Here is a 22,482-nt window from a genome sequence, read left to right as displayed (position 1 = left end):
CCATGCGCCTGATTTTCGCCGTCCTCCTCGCCGCCACCGGCATGACCGCCACCGGCCTGACCACCACCGCACGAGCCGCGCTGCCCGCACCGACCAAGGCGGCCGACCAGGCGCTGGACCTCGCCAAACAGGCGATCGCGCTACGCTCGGTAAGCGGCCCGGGCAACCAGACGCCGCAGGTCGCCGCGCTCTACAAGACCGCGCTGGTGGCGGGCGGGTTTGCCGCCGCGGACGTCGAGATCGTGCCGGTTGCCGACACCGCCTATCTGATCGCGACCTGGCCGGGATCCGACCCCAGGCTGAAGCCGCTGGTCATCTCGGGCCATATGGACGTGGTCGAGGCGAAGCCCGCCGACTGGCAGCGCGACCCGTTCACGCCGGTGGTCGAGAACGGCTATCTCTACGGGCGCGGGGCAACCGACATGAAGCTCGACGGGACGATCGCGATCGCCGCGCTGACCGATCTGCGGCGCGGAGGCTACAAACCCCGGCGGACGATCGTCCTCGAATTTTCCGGCGACGAGGAAACCACGATGAAGACCTCGGCGCTGATCGCCGAGCGGCTCAAGAATGCCGAGCTGGTGCTCAACATCGATGGCGGCGGCGGCGTGCTCGACGAGGCGACCGGCAAGCCCAAATACTGGACCTGGAACGGCGCCGAGAAGACCTATGCCGACTTCGAGCTGACCGTCACCAACCCCGGCGGCCATTCGTCGATGCCGCGGCCGGTCAATGCGATCGTCGAGCTGTCCCAAGCGCTGGCCAGGGTCGGTGGCTATCATTTCAAGCCCGAACTGAGCGCCCTGACGCGCGAGGCGCTGGGCAAGGCGGCACCGTTCGAGGAACCCGCGATCGGCGCGGCGCTGAAAGCGTTCGTCGCCGACCCGACCGACCCGGCGGCGATCGCGACGCTCACCGCCAACCCCGCGACCGTCGGCAAGATCGGCACGACCTGCGTGCCCACGCTGGTGAGCGGCGGCCACGCGCTCAACGCGCTGCCGCAGCGCGCGACCGCGAACATCAATTGCCGGATCTTCCCCGGCCACAAGCCCGCCGACATCATGGCCGAACTGGCACGCGCGATCGGCGATCCCGCCGTCACGCTGCGCGACGTCAGCGAGGGCTCGGTCGCGAACGACGCCTCGCCGATGCGCCCCGATTTCATCAGCGCGATCAACCGCGCGATGGGGCAGGTCTATCCCGGTGTGCCGGTGTTTCCCGCCATGGCCTCGGGCGCGAGCGACAGCATGTGGTTCCGCTATCACCATGTCGCAAGCTATGGCGCCAGCCCGACCTTCATCAAGCCGTCGGAGGATTTCAGCCACGGCCTGAACGAACGCACGCCGGTCGCGACGATCGCCCCCGGCGTCCGCTATTACCGGCTGCTGTTTGCCGACCTGTCGAAATAACCCGCCAGCTGCCGCACCGCGATCGCGCACGCTTCGGCGGGCGTGAAGCTGCCGGGGGACAGGCAAAGCTCGAGCCACAACCCGTCGACGAGCGCGGTGATCGCGATCGCGGCGAGCCGACGCTCGGCCGCGGCCATGCCGCACGCCGCGAGCAGCGCGACCAGCGTGTCGCGATAGCCCTGATAGATCGCATCGTGCTGCATCCGGATCGCGGGCTTGGACGACAGGCTCCAGAACGCGATCCAGGTCGCGAATAACGCGCGGTCGGCGATCGGCGCGGCGAAGCTCGCGGTCACATAGGCTTCGACGCGTTTGCGCGGGTTCGCGCCGGCCGCGGCGACCGCCTCGGCCAGCGCGGCGCGCACCTGCTGTCCGGTCGCGGCATAGGTTTCGGCGACCAGCGCGTCGATGCCCGCGAAATAATGCCCGACCAGCCCGGGCGAGACCCCCGCCTCCAGCGCAATCGCGCGGACCGACGCGCCCGTTGCGCCATCGCGCGCGAGAACACGCGCAGTCGCGGCGACCAGCGACTGGCGGCGCGCGTCCGGTTCGGCGCGGAGGAACGCGGGCTTGCTCATCGCGCGGGCTTATTATACGATCGTCCAACAAGCAATTGGAGCCCGCCATGGCGCGCCGTTTCGCCGACATCGCAGCGCCCGATCCGGATGCCGACTGGAGCCTGCCCGGCTGGCTCTATACCGATCCCGAATATCATGCCGTGGAACTGGCGCGCGTCCTGCGGCCGTCCTGGCAGATCGTCTGCCACCAGAACGACGTCGCCGACCCGGGCGATTTCCACACGATCGACTATCTCGGCGAGAGCGTCATCGTCGTGCGCGGCGATGACCGACGGATCCGCGCGTTCGCCAACGTCTGCCGTCATCGGGCGATGCGGCTGGTCGAGGGGCCACGGGGGTGCGCGCGGAAGTTCGTCTGTCCCTATCATGCCTGGACCTATGAGACCGACGGCCGCCTGTCGGGCGTGCCGATGCGGCGGGATTACCCCGCGCTCCAGCTCGAGGAGCATGGCCTCGCCCCGGTCGAGATCGAGCTGTGGCACGGCTTCGTGTTCGTTCGGCTGGAGGGCGACGGGCCGTCGGTGGCGGCGATGATGGCGCCCTATGACGCGCAGATCGCGCCGTATCGCATCGAGCAGATGCACGCGCTCGCCCCGGTCCGGCTGCGCGCGCGCGCGGTCAACTGGAAGAATGTCGGGGACAATTATTCGGACAATTTCCACATCCCGGTCGCGCATGACGGGCTGACCCGCCTGTTTGGCAAGAGCTATGCGATCGAGGCGCATCCCTATGTCGACAAGATGTCGGGACAGATCGTCGACCGCCCGTCCGACAATCCATGGGAGCGCTTCTATCAGACGTACTTGCCGCCGGTCGACCATCTGCCCGCGGCGAACCAGCGGCTGTGGCTCTATTTCAAGCTGTGGCCGAACATGGCGTTCGACCTGTACGCGGACCAGATCGATTTCATGCAGTGGCTGCCGCTCAGTCCCACCACCAGCGTGCTGCGCGAGATGGCGTTCGCCCTGCCCGACGATCGTCGCGCGATGACGCTGGTGCGCTATGCCAACTGGCGGATCAACCGCGTCGTCAACGCCGAGGACACGTGGCTGATCGAACGCGTCCAGCAGGGGATGGCCTCGCACAGCTACACCGCCGGGCCGATCGGCCGGAGTGAAGTGTGCCTGCGCAGCTTCGCGCGCAAGATCCGCGAGCGCATCCCGGAAGCGCGCCTGCACCGCCCCCCCGCGCCCGGCTGGTCGCGCAGGTGACAGACCGATGGGCGACAGAAGGATGGGCCACACATGACCAAGAGCTATGATGCGCTGATCATCGGTGGGGGACATAACGGGCTGGTCTGCGCCTTCTATCTGGCGCGCGCGGGGCTCAAGGTGCGGATCCTGGAGCGGCGCGCGGTCGTCGGCGGCGCGGCGGTGACCGAGGAATTCCACCCCGGCTTCCGCAATTCCACCGCCAGCTACACGGTCAGCCTGCTGCGCCCCAAGGTGATCGCGGACATGAAGCTGCACGATCGCGGCTTTCGCATCATCGAACGGACGATCAGCAACTTCTTCCCCTTTCCCGACACCTACCTCACGCTCGGTGGCGGGACCGCGCGAACGCAGGCGCAGTTCGCCCGCTTCAGCCGGAAGGATGCCGACGCCTATCCCGCCTATGACGCCGCGCTCGAAAAGGTCGCGCAGGTGTTGCGCGACCTTGCGCTGAAGACGCCGCCCAATGTCGGCGGCGGGCTGCGCGCGCTGCTCGCCGGTGCCGCGCAGGGCTGGCCGGTCGCGAAGATGGGGATCGAACAGCAACGCGATCTGCTCGACGTCTTCACCAAGTCCGCGCGCGATTTCCTGGACGGCTGGTTCGAGGACGACCACGTGAAGTCGGCGTTCGCCTTCGACGCCGTCGTCGGCAATTACGCCGGGGTGTCGACCCCGGGGAGCGCCTATGTCCTGCTCCACCATGTCTTCGGCGAGGTGAACGGCAAATATGGCGCCTGGGGCCATTCGGTCGGGGGAATGGGCGCGATCACCCAGGCGATGGCGCAGGCCTGCGTCGAGGCCGGGGTCGAGATCAGTCTCGAGGCGCCCGTCGCCACGCTGCTGACCGAGGGCGGCAAGGTCGCGGGCGTGCGGCTCGATAGCGGCGAGGAGATCGCCGCCAGGATCGTCGCGGCGAATGTCGGCCCCGCACTGCTGTACCGCCAGATGGTCGACCCGGCCGATCTGCCCGCCGACTTCAAGCGGCGGATCGACGGCTTCAAGACCGGCAGCGGCACCTTCCGGATGAACGTCGCGCTGTCCGAGCTTCCCGATTTCACCGTGCTGCCCGGCAAGGACAAGGCGGAACACCACACCGCCGGGATCATCATCGCGCCGGGGATGGACTATATGGACCAGGCGTTTCTCGATGCGCAGCAGCATGGCTGGTCGAAACAGCCGATCGTCGAGATGAAGCTGCCCACCACGGTCGACGACAGCCTCGCCCCGCCGGGACAACATATCGCCAGCCTGTTCTGCCAGCAGTTCGCCCCGACGCTGCCGCCCCGTCCCGACGGCAGCGCGCGGTCGTGGGACGATGCGCGCGAGGAGGTGGCCGATCTCATCATCGATACCGTCACCGCGCATGCCCCGAACTTCAGGAAATCCGTGATCGCGCGGCAGATCCATTCCCCGCTCGATCTCGAACGCAAGTTCGGGCTGATCGGGGGCGACATCTTTCACGGCACGATGGGGCTCGACCAATTATGGGCTGCGCGCCCGATGCTTGGCCACGGCGACTATCGCGGGCCGATCGCGGGGCTGTACATGTGCGGATCGGGAACACATCCGGGCGGCGGCGTGACGGGCGCGCCGGGGCACAATGCCGCGCACGAAATCCTGCGCGACCGCAGCCTCGTCGGGCGGCTGTTCGGTCAGTCCGGCGCGACGCGCAGCAGGTAGAGCGGCAGCGCGGTCACCATCAGCCCCAGGCTGAGGCCGACCGCTTCCAGGCCCGCGCCCCACAGCGCCCAGCCCGCAAAGGCGAGCCCGGCGGCGGCGGCGGCGGGCACGATCCGCTTGATCAACGCGGTCAGGCACGCGCCGACATACAGCCAGATCGTCGCCGCCGCGGTCAGCCGCAGCATGAAGTCGAGCAGCCCGCCGAGCGAACGGGTCGCGTTGGACAGGACCAGCAGGCTCGCCAGCGCGCTCGACACCAGCAGCATCGCGATCGGCACGTCGCGCGCGCTCGTCCGCCCGATCCAGCGCGGAAGCAGGCCGGCGCGCGCCATGCCGAGCGGCACTTCACCCTGCACCAGCGTCCAGCCGTTGAGGGCGCCGATCGCCGCGATGGCTGCAAAGGCGGCGGTGGCGAGGCCTGCCCCGCCACCCCAATAGGTCGCGACGAACAGCGCGAACGGCGCCTGCGCCGCCGCCAGCGGCGCCGTCGGCAGCACGAAGATGATCCCGCTGCACACGATGATGTACAGCGCGCCGGTCAGGGCGAGCCCGAACAGCGTCGCGCGGACCACGTTGCGCGCGGGATCGCGGACGCGTTCGGCCGCGACGCTGGCAGCCTCGAACCCGACGATCGCGAAAAAGGCGAGCGTCAGCGCCGGCGTCAGTTCAGCCCAGGCGAACCCCGGCCGTGCCGCGGCGGGGGCGCCATCGCCGGCGGTCAGGGCGACTCCCGCCAGGATCAGCAACACCGCGACGAGCGGCAGCAGCTTGAGCACCGTCGTCGTCACCTGGAACAGCCCCGCAAGCCGTGCGCCACCGAGATTGAGCAGCGTCAGCAGCCAGATCAACCCGGTCGCCGATACCGCCAGCGACAGCGTGGTCGCGGCGAGAGCGGGCACGAACTGCGCGAGATATCGCACCGCGGTCAGCGCGATCACCGCATTGGCCGACCATATCCCGACCCAGTAGCTCCAGCCGACGAGCACCCCGCACACCGGACCGAGCCCCTCGCCGCAGATCGCGACGACGCCGGTCGCGCCCGGGAACGCGACCGTCAGTCGAGCAAGGACCCAGGCGATCAGCATCGCGCCCGCGATCCCGGCGATCCACGCCGCGACGCTCGTCCAGCCATAGGGCGCAAGCTGCCCGGGCAGGACGAAGATGCCCGAGCCGATCATGCCGCCGACCACCAGCGCGGTCGCGGTCCAGAATCCGAACGGGCGTTGCGATGGCGAAGCGATACGATCACCCCCTTCGCAACCGAGTTGAGCACGCCTTGCGCGCCCATGCCAGAGGCAGCGCCGCGACCGCGCGACGGCGTGCCGGAAGGACGGCCCGTTTCGGAACGCTGGGACCGCATGGCCCGGGATGCCGCCGACATCCTCCCGCCCCTGCGCGATCGCAGCGGATGCCGCGCGCGGGCATCGCGCGCAGCCCCAGGCGGGTTCAGCCGCCCTGCCGGACCTGCATCAACGTCGCGTCCGACGGCAGCAACTGGTCGAGGAACGGCAGCAACGCCGCGCCGATCACGGGCGCATCGCCCGCCAGCCCGGCACGGATGACGGGCGCCATCGCGGGCAGGGCCATCTCGGCCAGTTGCACGTGGAGGCGCGCGATCAGCGCGTCGACGAGACGTTCCGACAGCCGCCCGCCGATGATGATCGCATGCGGATCGATCAGGCAGTTGATGTTGACGAGCGGCGCGACCAGCGCGCGGGCGGCCACGTCGACCCAGCGGTCCAGCACCGCCTGCACACCCGGATCGGAATGATCGATGTCGTCCGGGCTGGCCACCCCGAAGCCAGCGGTCGCGAGATAGTGCAGCAGCGCGGACAGCGAGACGACATCCTGCACGACCGCGCCGGGGACGCCGCTGGTCATGTCCGGGAGCAGGCCGAGTTCCGCACTGCGGCGGTTCGCGCCTTCGACATAATGCCGATCGATCATCAACCCGCCGCCGAGTCCCGAATTGATCAGGATGTAGAAGAAGCTCGAGACCGAACGCCCCATGCCCGACTGCGATTCCCCGACCGCCGCCGCCGCCGCATCATTGTCGACCAGCACCGGCCAGGGCAGCACCGGCGCGAGCAGGGCCGGGATCGAGAGACCGATCCAGTCCTCATAGGTGGGCGGCCGGCCGGGAAGCGCGATCGATCCCAGATCGTCGGGCACCGCAACACCGACCCCGATCACGCGATCCCGCCCCACCCCCGCCATCGCCAACAGCGGGTCGAGCGCGCCCTTGACGAACGCGACCACATCCTCGGGCAAGGCGAAGGCGACGTCGCGTCCGATCCGCCCCCGCACCTCCCCGGCGAGATCGAGCGCCACGAGCGTCAGATGGTCGCGGTCGATGTTGAGACCGATCGCCAGGCAGCCGAGCGGCTCGATCGTCAGCCGGATCGCAGGCTGCCCGCGCGGCCCCTGCAGGCGGCCGATCTCCTTGACCAGCCCGGCATCGATCAGCCGGCGCGTGATGTTGGCGATCGTCGGCGCGGTAAGCCCGGTCGTCCGGCACAGGTCGACCCGGGTCGTTTCCTGGCTGGTCCGGATCGCCTGGAGCACCACGCGCTGGTTATAATCGCTCGCACGGGCCAGGTTGGTCCCGGACAGCGAGACGGCCAGCCGCGCGCCCCGCGTTTCCCGGACGGATTCTGCACTCATCAAACTCCCTTTCCGACGCATCGTTACACGGTGCGGCGAAGCGAAGTCACCAAATGCTTCGGGCGTCCTCGCAAACAAAATCAAATTTATTAATTAGCTTGATCGCGCTGATATGCCGTCCTAGCCTCGGTGCAAGATCATCCCCGGCCTGGGCGAGACGACGACGGCTCGCGACAGGACCAGCGGGCGGCCGCGAAGCGGTCCCGGGCGATGACGGGAAACGGGGAGAGAGTTGGTGGCGGCGGCTACAGCGATTTGTCCAGGCGCGCCGGGTCCGGAGGACGGCGAAGTCCGCCCGCGCCCGCGCTGGCGCGAGACCACCGACGCCGGCACCGGTTTTAGCCACGAGCCGTTCGACAAGGACGATCCGACAGGTTTTTCACGGCCGTGGTCCGCCCGGGCCAACGGCGTGTTCGGCGACCCACCCCCCTCGTTTCAGGAGATCGTCGCTTGATCCGCGCCAATCGTCGCGAGCTGCTCGGGGGCACCGCCCTCGCCGCCTTCGCCGCCGCCGTTCCCGCCGCCGCTCCCGCCGCGGTCCTCGCCCAGTCGCCGAAGGCGACGACGCCCGATCTGTTCGTCGGCAGCGGCGGGCATGGCCATACCTTCCCCGGCGCGACCTTGCCGTTCGGGATGGTCCAGCTGTCGCCGGACACCAACAATTTCGGCTGGGATGCGTGCTCGGGCTATCACCAGTCCGACCGCTCCATCATGGGGTTCAGCCACACCCACCTGTCGGGCACCGGGATCGGTGACATGCTCGACGTGCTGGTCGTCCCCACCCGCGCACCGCTGAAGCTCGTGCCCGGGCCGCGCGAGAACCCGGACTCGGGCTATCGCCAGCGCTATGGCGACGAACATGCCGAGCCGGGGTATTACCGGGTAAAGCTCGCATCCGGCGTCCTGGCCGAACTCACCACGACCGAACGTACCGGGCTCCACCGCTACACCTTCGCCAAGGGCCCCGGTCATATCCTGGTCGACTTCGCGCACTGCAAGCAGGAGAGCGAAGCCGAACTGATCCGGATCGAGGACGCGGCGCTCGCGCTTGGGGACGACGGGGTGCTGACCGGAAGCCGGCAGGTGTTTCGCTGGGCGGAAGGACGCCGTATTCACTTCGCGCTGCAGCTCTCCCGCAACCCCGACCGCGTCCAATTCTATGGCGACGACGACCGACCCGTCGCCGCCGGGGCGCGCGGGGTAACGGGGCACAGGCTCAAGGTCGCGCTGTTCTTCGACGACGCCGGATCTGCGCCGATCCTGGTCAAGACGGGGATTTCGGCCGTGGACGTCGCGGGCGCGCGCGCGGCCCTGGCCGAGGCGCCGGGCTGGGCGTTCGACCGGGCCTGCACCGCCGCGCGTCGCATCTGGGCGGGGGAGCTCGATCTCGTGCGGGTTGCGGGGGGAACGCCGGCGCAGCGGACCATCATGGCCAGCGCCCTGTACCATACGCTGATGGGTCCGACCCTGTTCAGCGACCGCGACGGGCGCTACGTCGGGCTGGACCAGCAGGTCCACACCCTGCCGGCGGACCAACGCGCCTACAGCGCCTATTCGCTGTGGGACACCTATCGCGCGCTGCACCCGTTGCTGACGCTGGTGCGCCCCGACATGGCGGAACGCTTCGTCCACGACCTGATCCGCCAGACGCAGCAAAGCCCCTACGGCCCGCCGACCTGGCCGCTCCAAGGGTTCGAGACCGGATGCATGAACGGGTGGCATTCGGTCGTCGTGCTGGCCGAGGCGCATGCCAAGGGCATCAAGGCGGATTATGCCGCCGCCTGGCCCAACATCCGAAAGCGCGCGTTCGACCCGGGCTATCAGGACAGTCTCGCGACGCTCGGCCGCGATCACTATATGAAGCTCGGTTATATTCCCGCCGACAAGATCCGCGAAGCGGTCAGCCGGACGCAGGAATATGCGTATGACGACCATGCGATGGCCGCTCTCGCCGACGCGATCGGCGCGCGCGAAGATGCCGCCGCGCTGCGCAAGCGCAGCGGCAATTGGCGCAACGTGATCGATCCCGCGATCGGTTTTGCGCGGCCGCGCTTCGCCGACGGCACATGGTGGACGCCGTACGATCCGATCCAGCTCGGCCACATGCCGGAACCCCGCTGGCGCGATTATACCGAGGCCAATGGCTGGCAGGCGACCTTCCTCAACCAGCACGACATCTACGGCATGATCGCGCACCTGGGTGGCGACACGGCCTATGAGGCCAAGATCGATTCCTTCTTCAACGCCCCTTCCACCCTCCCGGCCAACGCACCGCCTGATATCGCCGGCCTGGTCGGGCAATATGCGCACGGCAACGAACCCGATCACCACGCGGCATATTTGTACGCCTATGCCGGCGCGCCGTGGAAAACCCAGGCGATGGTCCGCCGCCTGTGCACCGAAATGTACAAGGACGACCCCGACGGCGTGATCGGCAACGACGATTGCGGCCAGATGAGCGCATGGTTCATCCTGTCGGCGCTCGGCTTCTACCCGGTCGATCCGACCACGGGCATCTATGTCTTCGGATCGCCCCTGTTCGACACCGCCGACGTAAAGGTCGGCGCGGGCAGGACGCTGCGCGTCCGCGCGATCGGCAACGCGCCGGACCGGCCCTATGTCCAGTCGGTCCGCTGGAACGGGAAGCCATGGACCAGGAACTGGATCGCACATGCGGACGTCGTCCAGGGTGGCGACCTAGAATTCACCATGGGTGCAAAGCCATCCCGCTTCGGCGCGGGCACCGCCGATCGCCCACCCTCGGCCCCGCACGCCTGATCGACCCGATCGTCACCCGGCATGGCGCCGGGTGACGATCGGGAAGGATCGCGTGCCCCCCGAGGTGCCTGCCCCTTCGACACGGCGCGCGCGGCGCGATAGGAACGCCTGGATGACCCCTGCGCTTGCCCCCGCCCCCGCATCCACGCCCGCATCCACGCGCCGCATCCTGCTGGCCAGCCTGATCGGAACGTCGGTCGAATTCTACGACTTCTACATCTATGCCACGGCCGCCGCGCTGGTGTTCGGTCCGCTGTTCTTCCCCGCGGACGATCCGGCCTTGCAGTTGCTTGCGTCCTACGCGAGCTTCGGCCTCGCCTTTTTCGCACGGCCTCTGGGAGCGGTGGTGTTCGGGCACTTTGGCGACCGACTCGGGCGCAAGTCGACGCTGGTGGCGTCGCTGATGCTGATGGGCGGGTCGACCGTGGCGATCGCGTTCCTGCCCAGCCATGCCCAGATCGGCTGGGTCGCCCCGCTGCTGTTGTGCCTGTTGCGGTTCGGGCAGGGGCTGGGGCTCGGTGGCGAATGGGGCGGCGCTTCGCTGCTGGCGGTCGAAAACGCGCCGGCCGGGCAGGAAAACCGGTGGGGGATGTTCCCGCCGCTGGGGGCGCCGATCGGCTTCATCGCGGCGAACGGCTTCTTCCTGCTGCTCGGCGCGGTGCTGAGCGACCAGCAATTCCGCGAATGGGGCTGGCGGCTGCCGTTTCTCGCCAGTTCGGTCCTGGTCGGGCTGGGCCTGTGGGTCCGGCTGAAGCTCACCGAGACCCCGGCGTTCCGCGAGGCTGCCGCCCGCGACGCGCTGCCCCGGGTTCCGATCGCCCAGCTGTTCCGCCATCACCTGCGCGCGACCGCGGCGGGTACGGTCGGCGTGGTCGCGTGTTTTGCCTTATTCTACCTGACCACGGCCTTTGCGCTCAGCTATGGCACCACGACGCTCGGTCATGGTCGGCAGGCGTTCCTAGGGCTTGAGATCGGCGCGATCCTGTTCCTGGCGCTGGGCGTCATCGTGTCCTGCACGCTGGCCGATCGGACGGGCGCCCCCAGGATGCTCCGCTGGGGCTTCGTCGGGTGCGTCGCATCGGGCCTGCTGATGGGGCCGATGCTGGGCTCGGCCTCGCTGTGGATCGTGTTCGCCTGGCTTGCCCTGTCGTTGTTCGCGATGGGTTTCGCCTATGGACCACTCGGCGGCTGGCTGCCGTCGCTGTTCGACTCCGGGGTGCGCTACACCGGCGTTTCGATCACCTTCAATCTCGGGGGCATCCTGGGCGGCGCGCTGGCACCGATCGCGGCGCAAATGCTGGCGATCCGCGGCGGGCTGCCGCTGGTGGGCCTGTACCTCGTCGTCGCCGGCCTGCTCAGTCTGGCCGGGCTGACGCTCCTCGACCGACGGTAGGTGCAAGACCCGCGGCCCGGCCACCGGACCGTCGGAAAAAACCGATGATCGGCCGTTCGATGCAGCGATAGGCGAGCAGTCCGATCGCGATCCCGGCGACGCAATGGAGCGTGATGGCGAGCCCCGCGCCGAGCTGCAGCCGGGCGGCAACCTTCGCGGTCACCGAGATGATCAACGTATGCCACAGATAGATGGAATAGCTGGCATCCCCCAGCAGCCTGAGCCACGGCACGTCCGGCACCCCGGCGCCACGGCGTTCATGGACCAGCATCGCCGCGACGCACGTCAGCGCGGGCGCGCCATAGCGGAGCGCCTTGGGCCATTCCGTCGGCAGCACGGATGCAAGCGCGACCAGCCCCACGGTCAGCGCGATCAGCGCGGGGCCGGCCGCCGGTCTGCCGAACGTCCTGCCCTGCCAGATCTGTGCGAGCCACAGCCCGCCGAGAAACTCCAGGATATGGGGGTCGGTATAGAAATACAGCGCGACCTGTTCCCGATCGACCAGCGGATGCGCCAGGGCGAGGACCAGCAAGGCGACGGTCATTGCGCCAAGCTGGAGCCCGCGCGGCAGCATAAGCGCGAGCGCGAACAGCGCGTAGAACCCCGCCTCGTAATTCAGCGTCCAGCCGGGGACGAGCAGCGGCCAGACCGCCCCGTTGCTGGGCGAGATCGCCGGCAGGAACGCATAAGACGACACCACATGGCCAACGGTAAGCCGTACCGCGGGAAACAGCCCGCACAGCGCGCCGGCCACCATCACCGAGGTCACGATCCAGTAGCTCGGCACGATCCGCTTGGCGCGGTCCACCAGGAACGGGCCGGGCCGGCTGGCGGCATCGGTAATCGCCCACATCAGAAAACCGCTGAGCACGAAAAACAGGTCGACCCCGGCTTCGCCGATCCGCAGCGGAACCTGCGCGCGATCCGCCGCATGGTACAGGACGACGGCGCATGCGGCGGCACCCCGCAAATATTGAATTCCCGGCAAACGTTTCATTGCGGCGCAGCATAGACGATCACAGGTCGCGTGTAAGTCCCTCCGAACACTGGAATGGCTTTCCGCAAATCGAACCGCCACAAATACGAAACATCTTGAAACGAACGCGAAAATCACACGGAACGTCCTGCGGCTAGCAGATCTTGCTTGCTCTTTGAAACATGTTGCGCTGCGGTATAACGATACGTCAGTGCATGCCGGAACGGTGCCTGCGTCGCTAACGGGCCGATCGACGCGCGTTCCGGCGCGCATCGCTGCAGGCCACCGGGTGGGACAGGAACTTCAATGCAGATCGTCTATTACAAGGACCCCGTCGGCAATTTCGGCGACGACCTCAACGAGCTGATCTGGCCGCGCGTCCTGCCGGACGACGTCCGCGCCGCGCCCGACACGGTGCTAGTCGGCATCGGCAGCCTGTTGGACCAGGCGCGCTTTCGCACTGTCGCCACCGCCGGAAAACAGGTGTTCGTGCTCGGCTCGGGCGCGGCCTATGGGCAGTTGCCCGACGATCATGCGCGCTGGACCTATGCCGCCGTGCGCGGGCCGCTCACCGCCGAGGTGGTCGGCCACCCCGCCGCCGCGGCGACCGACAGCGCGGCGTTGCTCGCGCGGTTGCCCGACCTCGTTCCACGATCCGCGCGCCCCGACGAGATCCTGTTCATGCCGCATCACCGAACGCTGGTGAACAGCCGCTGGCAAGCCGCCGCCGAGCGCGCGGGGATGAACTTCGTCGATCCGCAGTGGCGGCCCGATCGCATCCTCGCCGCTTATGGTCGCGCCAGACTGGTCGTGACCGAGGCGATGCACGGCGCGATCGTCGCGGACACGTTGCGCATTCCGTGGGTTCCGGTGATGATTTCGACCGAGGTCAGCATCTTCAAATGGCGTGACTGGGCGGCGTCGGTCGGCGTCGCGTATCGCCCGGTCGCGCTGCCGCCGACCGCGCGGCTCGAGGCGTTCCGGTATGATCGCATCCGCCGGCTGACCGAGGCGAGCGGCCGCAGCGTCGCGCACACCGATGCTGCCACGGTCGACGATGCCGCGCTGATCGCGGATTTCCGGAACCGCTTCCGCGAGGAGCCCGCGGTGATCGATTCGGTCGCGGCGCCGGGTGCGGTGAAGGCCGTGCTCAAGGCGGCGCTGACACGATTCGACGGGCGCCGACTGGCGGCGGCGAGCCGCGCGCTTCGCGCGGTGGCCGAGGGGCAGAGTTACCTCAGCGACGACACGACTTTCGGCGATCGGCTGGGGCAGCTGGAACAAGCGGTCGACCGCGTGATCGCACAGGTCCGCGCCGGCTAGCCCGGTCCGTCGCGGTTGCTGCCGAACCGCGCGGGGACGTCAAGGTCGGCGCCGGACGAGCTTGCGGACCAGCCCCACGCCCTTCCCCAGCTGCATCCGCTCCCCGGGGAACAGCGCCAGCGCGCCGATGAACGCGGCGTATGCGAGCACGCCCGCCAGTGCGAGCATCGGCACGTTGCCCCACACCGGCTGCTGCGCCAGCAGCGCGAGGACACCCGCGCTGATCGCCGTCGCGGCCGCCAGCGGGACGCCCATCCGCAGCATGTCCGCCCGCGTCACCGGGCCGGACCGGGTCACCGCCCACCACATCATCGGGATCTGGATCAGCGCGCTCGAAATCGCCGCCGACATCGCGACGCCCTTCGGCCCCCAGAAGATTCCGACCAGATAGCCCGCGATGATCGCCGCGGACCCCAGCCCGCCCCAGCGCAGCTGCTCCGCCGCGCGCCCCTGGCTGACGAACAGCCACGATGCCGCCTGCCGCAATTGCAGGCTCAGCGCCGCCACCCCGAGCCACGCGAAGGTCGGCGCCGCGCCGACCCAGCGCTCGCCGAGCAGGACGAAAATCACCGGCTTGGCGAAGACGATCGCGCACAGGATGCCCGGCGTGGTCAGCGTCAGCACGCCCCCCAGCATCGCGAGATACGCGCCGCGATATTGCGCCGCGTCGCCCGACAGACGCGAGAGCAGCGGCACCGCCACGCGCGCGGCCGGGGCGGTCATCTGCCACAGCGGCTGGAACATCAGCTTGTACGCGCGGTCGTAGATACCGAGCGGCCCGGCACCGAACCGCGCGCCGATCAGGATATTGTCGAGGTTGGTGATCAGATAGCCGAGCAGATTGTAGCCGGTCACCGTCCCCCCGAAGCGCAGCAAATGCAGCGCATCGCGCGAGATCCCCGGGCGCGACGGGCGCCAGCGCGAGAACAGCAACGCCATCGTGAAGGTGGTCGCGCCATGCGTGACCTGCATCGCGACGAGTGACCAATATCCGAACCCGGCGAGCGCCCCGCCAACCCCGACCACGATGCTCGCGAACAAGGCACCTACCTCGATCAGCGCGATCGCGCCGAACCGCATGCGCCGGTTGAGCAATGCCAGATGCTGCGCGGCAAGGCTCGACAACAACAGCGCGATTGCCATCGTCCGCATCACCGGAGTCACCGCCGGTGTCGCATAGAACACCGCGACCAGCGGTGCCGCCGCCACCGCCAGCCCGGCCAGACACCCGCCGATCACGACGTTGAGCCAGAACAGGCTCGACAGCTCGCTCTGGCTGATCGTCGGGCGCTGGATCGTCGCCGCCGACAGCCCGAGATCGGTCAGCAGCAGCGCCGCCATCACCAGCGGGCCGACCATCGCGAGCAAGCCGAAGTCGGTCGGCAGCAGGAGCCGCGCGAGCACGACCTGGCTGCCGAACTGGAGCGCGAACTTGCTGCCCTGTCCGCCCATCGTCATCGCGGCACCGATCGCGGACTGGCGCTTGAGCGTCCCGGCGTCGCCCGACGGCGAGAATTCGGGCGGGACGGTGGATCCGCTCACGCCGCCGCGCCCCGGTATCCGCCGCGAAGCGCCTTGCGCAGGATCAGCGGCAGCTGCCGCGCGCCTTCCTGCGCGACGAGCAACGGGCTGTCCGCGCTGGCGAACAGATAGCCGAGCGCAGCCCGCGGCGCGCGCGCCTTCAGTTCGTCGGTAAAGCCGCGATAATAATAACAGCGGTCGATCGTGCGCAGGTGGCGGCGCAGCAACGCGGCGAACGCCGTGTCGCCCGCGGCGCACGCCTCGGCGAGCAGCAATCGCTGGCGGCGGCGCAACACGTCGAGGTCGCCGGTCGTCTGAACCTGCGTCAGCGAATCCGCGCGGACGAGATAGCGGTACAGCGGGGTCGGATGCAGCCACCACCCCGCGCCCGCGCGCAGGCATTCGACATAGAGCGCGAAATCCTCGGCGAAGCGCACGGTCTCGTCGTACCGGATGGCGTTACGCATCAGGAAGTCGCGCCGGATCAGCGGCTTCAGAAATCCGTAATTGCGCCGCGGCGCATCGGGCGTGGAGATGTTGCGCGCGATGAATTCGGGCAGGTCGATCCGGACGGGCGCGGGAAGCGCGCCCTCGGGCAGCATCGGCATCTGCGCCCCGGTCGCCTGATCGACCAGCCACAGATTGTCCGCGACCATGTCGGCGTCCTGCTCGACTCCCAGCGCGATCAGCGTCGCGAGCCGGTCGGGCAGGAAGCTGTCGTCGGCGTCGAGCAGCGCGATCCACGTCCCGCGCGCGGCGAGGATCCCGGTGTTGCGCGCGACCGATGGCCCGCCGTTGCGCGGCAACGCGAGCAGCGACACGCGCGGATCGTCCCGCGCGATCCGCGCGACGATGGCGGCGGTCGCGTCGGTCGACCGGTCGTCGACCACGATGATCTCCAGCGCGCAGTGCGTTTGCTGCGTTGCGGAAGCGATCGTCGCCTCGATATACTGTTCGGCATTGAAGGCCGGAATGATAACGCTGGCCTGGATCATACCGGCTCCCTCCCATCGGGTGTCCGGGATCGCTGCTCGAGAGGAGCATGATGTCGGACCCCGAGATTACGGTAATTATACCGGCTTACAACGTCGCCGGGCTCATCTTGCCCTGTCTGTCGTCCGTCATGGCCCAGTCGCGGAACGACTGGCAGGCGATTGTCGTCGACGACGGTTCGACCGACGCGACCGCCGCCGAGATCGCGACGCTGGACGACCCGCGCATTTCGCTCGTGCAGCAAAAGAATGCCGGAGTCTCGGTCGCGCGCAACCACGGACTGTCGCTGGCGCGCGGTCGGTTCACGATGTTCCTCGACGGCGACGACGTGCTCAACCCGACCGCCTTGGCGCGGCTCGCCGCCGGGCTCGATGCGCACCCCGAAGCGGTCGCGGCGTTCGGCACCTTTCTCAAGATCCTGCCGAGCGGTGCGCCCTACCCGGGACAGAAACCGCTCGCGCTGCACCGCTATCCCGATGGCGACGTGCTGGCGGCAATGCTGCGCGGCAATTTTCTCGCCAATGGCGGCCACGTCCTGCTTCGCACCGCGGTTGCGCAACGGCTCGGTGGGTTCGATACCGCGCTGCGACTGAGCGAGGACTGGGAATTCTGGTGCCGGCTCGCCGCCGAGGGGACGTTTGCGTTCATCGGCACCGAACCGGAGGTGTTCTCGCTGCGCGTCCGGCCGGGCAGCGCTTCGGGCGGGCTTTCGGTCGATTGGGCCAACCACCAACCCTCGCTCGACGCGGTGCTCGGCAACGCGGCGATCCGCGCGCGCTTCTCGGAGGCGGCATGGCGGCACCTGAGCCGGCAGATGCGTGCCAGCCACATGTGGGAATGCGGCCGGGTGAACTTCACGATGCGCCGCTTCCGCCCGGCGCGCCGGTTGATGCTGGGGGCGATCCGGCTCGAACCCTCGGCGAAACGCGCCGCGCTGCTGGTCGCGGCGAGCTTGCAGCGGCACATGCGGCTGGCGCTGGTCTCGCGACTGCGCTTCCGCGACCGCGACGTTGCCGCCGACCGCCCGGCCTAGCGGATTCCGCAAGCCAAACCGTGCGCCGCCCGCTATGCAGGCAGCATAGCAGCACGCGGCGCGGTCGAAGCACAGGAATTCGCAACACTGTCGCACTAACAGAGCCGTTCGAGACACGAAACGGCCAACCGGAGAGGCAGGGATGAACGGCGACGAAGCGACCCGAAACGACCCCGAGCCGATGAATCCCGACCCGACGCACCGCGAACCGCTGCACCGCGCGGCCGATTTCACGTCCGCTCCGGAGACCAGACGCACGACCAACCTGCCCCCGCCCGCAGTCCCGGCCGGGCGCCAGATCTCGTTCACCGCCTGGACGCTGGCCGGGGTCGTCGGGATCGTGCTGTGGGTGGTGATCATCAAGCTGCTCTGACCGCGTCGTCCGCCGCCGGTCCGCCCCAGATGCACAGCAGGAACAGCAGCACCAGCATCGGCGTGAACAACAGATAGCCCCCGCCGACCACGAAGGTGGTGAGCGCCACGACCGTCAGGATCGCGGTCTCGCGCCGCCACAGCGTTCCCACCAACAGCGCGAGGAACGCCGCGATCCCGACGATGCCATAGTCGAGGATCAGCTTGGCGATCGAATTGCCCGTCCCCTCGACATGATAGAGATAGCGTTCGGTCGCGCCCGGCCCCCAGCCGACCATGATGCGCGCCTCGTGGCTCAGCTCCGCGATCGGCAGGAACGGCCCGATGAAGCGCGCATAGCCGCTCGATCCGGAATAATTGAGTTCGTTGGTGCGGCTGAGCAACGACCCGACCTGCTCGGGAAAGGCGAAGGCGCCGAGAATCAGCGCCACCGCGCCCGCGACGACGAACCCGGCGACCCGTCCGAAATTGCGCGCCGACAGGCACGCATAAAAGGGGATGGCCAGCGCCAGCGTCAGCGCGCCGGTGCCCGAGAAGGACAGCAGATAGGCGACCAGATACAGCGGCAGGTATTTGACGCGGCCGAGGATGAAATAGTCGATCACCATCGCGATCACGAGCACCTGCGAGAACATGCTCGGCTCGAGCAGGAAGAAGCCGTTCGAGCGCACGATCGTCGAGCCATAATGGAGGATCGGGTTGAAATTGAATTCGCGCTCGACCAGCACCGGCTTGAGCGCGGGCACCGTGACCATGAACGAGAAGATCCGGATCCCGACGAACTGGACGACGAACTGGACGATCCCGGCCGCGGCGATGACGCGGGTATAGGCCAGGAACAGCCGGAACACGGTCGCCCGGTCGAACCGCAGGGTCGGCCCGATGATGGTGAAGCCATAGGTCAGCAGGACCGCGAGCAGCGACGTCACGCTGACGCCGAAGCGACCGTCCGGCACGGTCAGCGCGACGAGCGTGGACAACAGCGTCCACGCGGCGAAGGCGGCGTAGAGCGCCACGCCGCGCGCGCGCAGCGTGCCGATCCCGCGGAGCACCGCCCAGCCGAGCAGCGCGGCAAACAGCGGCAGGCTGATGAACAGCGCGCCCCCCGCCGCGGTCGTCCCGAAGCGTTGCAGGATCAGGCACGCGATCAGCGTACCGTGCACGAACAGCCGGCTGTCGCGGTCGGATTGCGCCGATAACGCTGCTGAAAAGTCAGCGGGTCGAAGGGCTTGGGCCGTGGTCATGCGGCGTTCCGGCTCGCTTGGTCGCATACATATGTCATTGTGCAGTGCAGCGGCTTGCTTTGTCCGACCACAGCCCTACGCCGGACGGCGGCTCGCCACGAAGCCCCTCCGAGGATCGATTGCCACCGCCGCCGCCCGGCCGGCCGGTGCTTTGCTTCCCCAATCCGGCCGGGCTGGAGTGTCGCCTTATGGTCCGGACCGCTATGATTGCGCTTGCTGCTACCGCGCTGGCTGCCATTCCCCTCGCCGCCACACCCGCCAGTGCCAACCCGCACGAATTCGTCTACAAGGGCGCCGGTTGCGACGGCAAGGGCCGGTTGCCGCGCTACGAAGGCGTGATCGGGCACAAGCTCGACGGCGTCAGCGATTTCTTCTCGTCCGAAAGCTGGGCGCAGATGCAGAGCGGCGCGCAATGGGCGCTCGGCTGCTGGCAGGGCCAGCCCTACCGGCTCGCGGTCGGGTTGCCGCTGATCGTCAAGGGCGGCACGCTCAGCGCCGCCGCCGCGGGCGAACATGACGCGGAGTTCCAGAAGATCGGCGCGCTGCTCGTCGCCAAGGGCCAGCCGAATGCGATCATCCGGCTCGGCTGGGAGTTTAACGGCGACTGGTATCCGTGGTCCGGCAACAAGGACACGGTGTCGTTCGTCGGCGCGTTCCGCCATGTCGTCGGCGTGCTTCGGGCGGTGCCGGGGCAGCGCTTCCGGATCGTGTGGAACCCGTCGCTCGGCAGCGGGACGGCCGCGCCGCAGGCGCTGTGGCCGGGCGACGACGTGGTCGACCTGATCGGCATCGACTTCTACAACCAGAGCTGGCGCGCGCAGGATACCGACCCGGCGGTGCGCTGGCAGGGCTATCTCAGCGCGAATTACGGGCTCGACTGGGTCGCGACCTTCGCCGCCGCGCACGGCAAGGCGATCGTCGTGCCCGAATGGGGCACGGGCACCCGCCCCGACGGCCACGGCTGGGGCGACGACCCGCTGTTCATCCACAACATGGCCGCCTGGATGCGTACCCACCGCGTGGCGTACCAGAGCTATTGGGATTTCACCGCGTCCGACTATGATTCGACCATGTCGGCGGGCAAGTTCCCGCAGGCATTGGCCGCGTACAAGACCGAGTTCGCGCGCTGACCGTCCGGTCGCCTCAGGCATAATAAGCGCCGTAATCGGCGTGGTTGCGATCGACATCGCCGTGGCCGAAGGCGGCCAAGGCGCGCATGTCGACCCGGGTCGCGACCACGCCGAGCGGTTCGATGTCGAGCGCACGCAACCGCTTCAGCGTCGCCGCCGCGGTGTGCCGCGGCGTATCGTTCCAGCGCAGCACCATCAGCACCTCGTCGACCTGGCGGAGCAGCAGCCGCGCATCCGCGACGGCGAGCGCCGGCGCCGCATCGAACATCACCAGATCGAACCGCGTCTCGGCTTGGGCCAGCAGCGCATCGATGTGGCCCGCGCCGAACAGATCCTGGCCATTGCCGGCCATGTCGCCCGCCGGCAGCACCTGCATGCCGCTGGCCGCATCGTGGATCAAAGCATCCTCGAGCCGCACCGTCCCGCGCAGGACCTGCACCAGCCCGGCATGTCGCGGGAGCCCGAGCATCCGCGAGACCGAGGCGCGGCGGATATCCGCGTCGACCAGCAGCACCCGGCTCCCCGCCATCGCGGCGACCCGCGCCAGCGAGATCGCGAGCGTGGTCTTGCCCTCATTGGGGCGGGCCGAGGTGATGCCGACGCTCGTCATCCCGCTGCGCCCCTTGCGCACCAGCGCCAGCCGGATCGCGCGCAATTGCTCGGCATAGAGCGACATGGGATGCGCGACCGGATAATCGACCGGGGACACCGCCTGGTCGCCGGCGCGCAGGATCGACGCGATCTCGGGCACGTTGGCGATATGCGGCAGCCCGAGCTTGCGCTCGATATCGGCCGAGGACACCAGCTTGCGGTCGAACGCCTCGACCACCCAGACCGAGGCGCCCGCCACGATCCCCGCCAGCGCGAGCGCGATCAGCACGATCAGCGGCTTGTTGGGCGAGGTCGCCCGTAGCGGCAACGCGGCGGGCGAGAAGATCCGCGCATCCTCGTCCGCCACCAGCGCCTGGCTGCTGATCAGCGTCTTGCGCGCGAGCAGCGCCTGATAGGTCGCGCGGAAGCCGTCCGCCTTGCGCTGCAGCTGCGCGAGCTGGACCGACGCGTTGTTGTCGCTCGCGAGCGTACCGGTGGTCTGCGCGACGATCCCGGCGGCATTGGCGACCTGGTCGCGCGCGATCTGCGCATTGGCGGTGAGGCTGGCGAGCTGGCGCGCGGTCTCGGCGCCGATCGCCTTGTCCAGCGCGGCGAGTTGATCGCGGCTGCGGATCAGGTCGGGATGGTCGGGCTGATACCGGCTTTGCAGGTCGGCATAGCTCGCCGCCGCCAGCGCGCGCTGGTTGCGCAGCTGCTGGACGACCGGCGACTGCAGCACCGCGCCGACCCCGCCCGCGCCGCCCTTGCGGGACTGGCCGCGCGCGGTGCTGAGCTTGGCCTGCGCATCGGCCAGCGCGGCTTGCGCGACCGCCTGCTGCTGCTTGTAGAGCGAGAGTTCCTGCTGGGTGAAGGTCGCGCCCTGGCTGTCGAACAGCGCGTGTTGCGCGCGATATTGCGCGACCGCGGTGTCCGCCGCCTCGAGCTGGACGCGCAGCGTATCGAGTTCGGAGCCGAGCCCGCGCGCGACCTGTTCGACCGCCGCGCGGCGCGACCCTTCCTTGACCGCGAGATACTGGTGCCCGATCTGGTCCGCGACCGCCTTGGCGAGCATCGGATCGGGCGCGGTATAGGCGATCGAGACGACGCTCGAGGTGCCCGGGCGCATGATCTTGATCGCCCCGAGCAGCATGGCGGTGGCGGCGGTTTCCCTGTCGGAACCGACCGCCTTGCCGAGGCTGGGGGCGAACGACGGATTGTCGACCAGGTTGAGCGCGCGGACGGTGCCGAGCGCGACCGCCGGCGACCGCAAAATCTCGACCTCGGTGTCGACCGCATTGTCCGCGGTCGACAGGCCGGGGAGGACTTCCTTGTCCTTTTCCGACACGTTCAGTTCGCGCGAGTTGACGACCATGCTCGCGGTCGCGGTGTACAGCTTGGTGCGGGTCAGCCCGTATGCCAGCACCAGCATCAGCACGCCCAGGAACATGATGATCGCGAACCATTTGCGGTGCCGCAACACGGCGACGCCGCGGCGAATGCCGTCCATCGGATCGCCGATCGCGGCACCGATCCGGCCGCGCTGCGACGACTCTGCGGGCGTCGGGGGGAGGCGGAGGTCGTCCATG

The 22,482-nt window shown here is 68.7% G+C and carries 18 protein-coding genes; 10 read left to right on the top strand and 8 right to left on the bottom strand.

Annotation, left to right across the window (positions count from 1 at the left end):
- Positions 1–2 precede the first annotated feature (2 nt).
- Positions 3–1,409 carry a M20/M25/M40 family metallo-hydrolase gene (locus L8K25_RS07710; RefSeq protein WP_242138305.1) on the top strand — a complete coding sequence of 469 codons (1,407 nt, stop codon included), beginning with the start codon at positions 3–5 and terminating at the stop codon, positions 1,407–1,409.
- Here the strand turns inward: L8K25_RS07710 and L8K25_RS07705 are convergent.
- The gene (locus L8K25_RS07705; protein ID WP_242138304.1) at positions 1,376–1,987 is read right to left on the bottom strand and encodes a TetR family transcriptional regulator C-terminal domain-containing protein; all 612 of its coding nucleotides are present in this window, start codon (positions 1,985–1,987) and stop codon (positions 1,376–1,378) included. The genes L8K25_RS07710 and L8K25_RS07705 overlap by 34 nt on opposite strands.
- 47 nt (positions 1,988–2,034) lie before the next feature.
- Here L8K25_RS07705 and L8K25_RS07700 point away from each other — a divergent pair, with 47 nt between their 5' ends.
- Together L8K25_RS07700 and L8K25_RS07695 are read left to right on the top strand one after the other, a co-directional pair.
- Positions 2,035–3,198: an aromatic ring-hydroxylating dioxygenase subunit alpha gene (locus L8K25_RS07700; protein ID WP_242138303.1), complete on the top strand. Its 1,164-nt coding sequence runs from the start codon at positions 2,035–2,037 to the stop codon at positions 3,196–3,198.
- A gap of 33 nt (positions 3,199–3,231) precedes the next feature.
- Positions 3,232–4,878 (top strand): NAD(P)/FAD-dependent oxidoreductase, encoded by a 1,647-nt coding sequence (locus L8K25_RS07695; RefSeq protein WP_242138302.1) that lies wholly within the window; start codon positions 3,232–3,234, stop codon positions 4,876–4,878.
- Here the strand turns inward: L8K25_RS07695 and L8K25_RS07690 are convergent.
- Entirely contained in the window at positions 4,851–6,119 is a 1,269-nt protein-coding gene (locus L8K25_RS07690; protein ID WP_347341146.1) for an amino acid permease, read from the bottom strand. The two genes, L8K25_RS07695 and L8K25_RS07690, sit on opposite strands and share 28 nt — an antisense overlap.
- Positions 6,120–6,324: 205 nt before the next feature.
- Positions 6,325–7,542: an ROK family transcriptional regulator gene (locus L8K25_RS07685; RefSeq protein ID WP_242138300.1), complete on the bottom strand. Its 1,218-nt coding sequence runs from the start codon at positions 7,540–7,542 to the stop codon at positions 6,325–6,327.
- 235 nt (positions 7,543–7,777) lie between these two features.
- On the opposite strand from L8K25_RS07685, the gene L8K25_RS07680 reads away from it, so the two are divergent.
- The 3 genes from L8K25_RS07680 (at position 7,778) to L8K25_RS07670 (ending at position 11,713) form a co-directional block, all read left to right on the top strand.
- Positions 7,778–7,996: a glycoside hydrolase family 125 protein gene (locus tag L8K25_RS07680; protein ID WP_242138299.1), complete on the top strand. Its 219-nt coding sequence runs from the start codon at positions 7,778–7,780 to the stop codon at positions 7,994–7,996.
- The gene (locus tag L8K25_RS07675; protein WP_242138298.1) at positions 7,993–10,320 is read left to right on the top strand and encodes a GH92 family glycosyl hydrolase; all 2,328 of its coding nucleotides are present in this window, start codon (positions 7,993–7,995) and stop codon (positions 10,318–10,320) included. Before L8K25_RS07680 ends, L8K25_RS07675 begins: the two co-directional genes overlap by 4 nt.
- Before the next feature lie 112 nt (positions 10,321–10,432).
- The gene (locus L8K25_RS07670) at positions 10,433–11,713 is read left to right on the top strand and encodes an MFS transporter (RefSeq protein ID WP_242138297.1); all 1,281 of its coding nucleotides are present in this window, start codon (positions 10,433–10,435) and stop codon (positions 11,711–11,713) included.
- Here L8K25_RS07670 and L8K25_RS07665 read toward each other — a convergent pair.
- On the bottom strand, positions 11,676–12,710 hold the full coding sequence (locus tag L8K25_RS07665) for an acyltransferase (RefSeq protein WP_242138296.1): 1,035 nt from the start codon (positions 12,708–12,710) through the stop codon (positions 11,676–11,678). The two genes, L8K25_RS07670 and L8K25_RS07665, sit on opposite strands and share 38 nt — an antisense overlap.
- A gap of 285 nt (positions 12,711–12,995) precedes the next feature.
- Between L8K25_RS07665 and L8K25_RS07660 the strand changes: the two genes are divergently transcribed.
- Entirely contained in the window at positions 12,996–14,012 is a 1,017-nt protein-coding gene (locus L8K25_RS07660; RefSeq protein ID WP_242138295.1) for a polysaccharide pyruvyl transferase family protein, read from the top strand.
- A 39-nt stretch (positions 14,013–14,051) separates the two neighbouring features.
- Here the strand turns inward: L8K25_RS07660 and L8K25_RS07655 are convergent, their stop codons facing one another.
- Together L8K25_RS07655 and L8K25_RS07650 are read right to left on the bottom strand one after the other, a co-directional pair.
- Complete coding sequence (locus L8K25_RS07655; RefSeq protein ID WP_242138294.1) at positions 14,052–15,554, bottom strand: lipopolysaccharide biosynthesis protein; 1,503 nt, start codon at positions 15,552–15,554, stop codon at positions 14,052–14,054.
- Positions 15,551–16,528 carry a glycosyltransferase family 2 protein gene (locus L8K25_RS07650; RefSeq protein WP_242138293.1) on the bottom strand — a complete coding sequence of 326 codons (978 nt, stop codon included), beginning with the start codon at positions 16,526–16,528 and terminating at the stop codon, positions 15,551–15,553. The genes L8K25_RS07655 and L8K25_RS07650 overlap by 4 nt, the downstream gene beginning before the upstream one ends.
- Positions 16,529–16,575: 47 nt before the next feature.
- On the opposite strand from L8K25_RS07650, the gene L8K25_RS07645 reads away from it, so the two are divergent.
- Both L8K25_RS07645 and L8K25_RS07640 read left to right on the top strand, forming a co-directional pair.
- Positions 16,576–17,559 (top strand): glycosyltransferase family A protein, encoded by a 984-nt coding sequence (locus L8K25_RS07645; protein ID WP_347341141.1) that lies wholly within the window; start codon positions 16,576–16,578, stop codon positions 17,557–17,559.
- A gap of 142 nt (positions 17,560–17,701) precedes the next feature.
- Positions 17,702–17,932: a hypothetical protein gene (locus L8K25_RS07640; RefSeq protein WP_242138292.1), complete on the top strand. Its 231-nt coding sequence runs from the start codon at positions 17,702–17,704 to the stop codon at positions 17,930–17,932.
- On the opposite strand, the gene L8K25_RS07635 is transcribed toward L8K25_RS07640, so the two are convergent.
- On the bottom strand, positions 17,919–19,175 hold the full coding sequence (locus tag L8K25_RS07635; RefSeq protein ID WP_242138291.1) for a hypothetical protein: 1,257 nt from the start codon (positions 19,173–19,175) through the stop codon (positions 17,919–17,921). The genes L8K25_RS07640 and L8K25_RS07635 overlap by 14 nt on opposite strands.
- Positions 19,176–19,363: 188 nt before the next feature.
- Between L8K25_RS07635 and L8K25_RS07630 the strand changes: the two genes are divergently transcribed.
- On the top strand, positions 19,364–20,305 hold the full coding sequence (locus L8K25_RS07630) for a glycosyl hydrolase (RefSeq protein WP_242138290.1): 942 nt from the start codon (positions 19,364–19,366) through the stop codon (positions 20,303–20,305).
- Positions 20,306–20,318: 13 nt separating this feature from the next.
- Here the strand turns inward: L8K25_RS07630 and L8K25_RS07625 are convergent, their stop codons facing one another.
- The gene (locus tag L8K25_RS07625; protein WP_242138289.1) at positions 20,319–22,481 is read right to left on the bottom strand and encodes a polysaccharide biosynthesis tyrosine autokinase; all 2,163 of its coding nucleotides are present in this window, start codon (positions 22,479–22,481) and stop codon (positions 20,319–20,321) included.
- Between the last annotated feature and the right edge of the window lies 1 nt (position 22,482).

The organism is Sphingomonas sp. TREG-RG-20F-R18-01, from assembly GCF_022662475.1.
Classification (GTDB): Bacteria; Pseudomonadota; Alphaproteobacteria; order Sphingomonadales; family Sphingomonadaceae; genus Sphingomonas.
The sequence above is the reverse complement of the archived record's forward strand: the minus strand, read 5'-3'. Positions and strand labels throughout refer to the sequence as shown.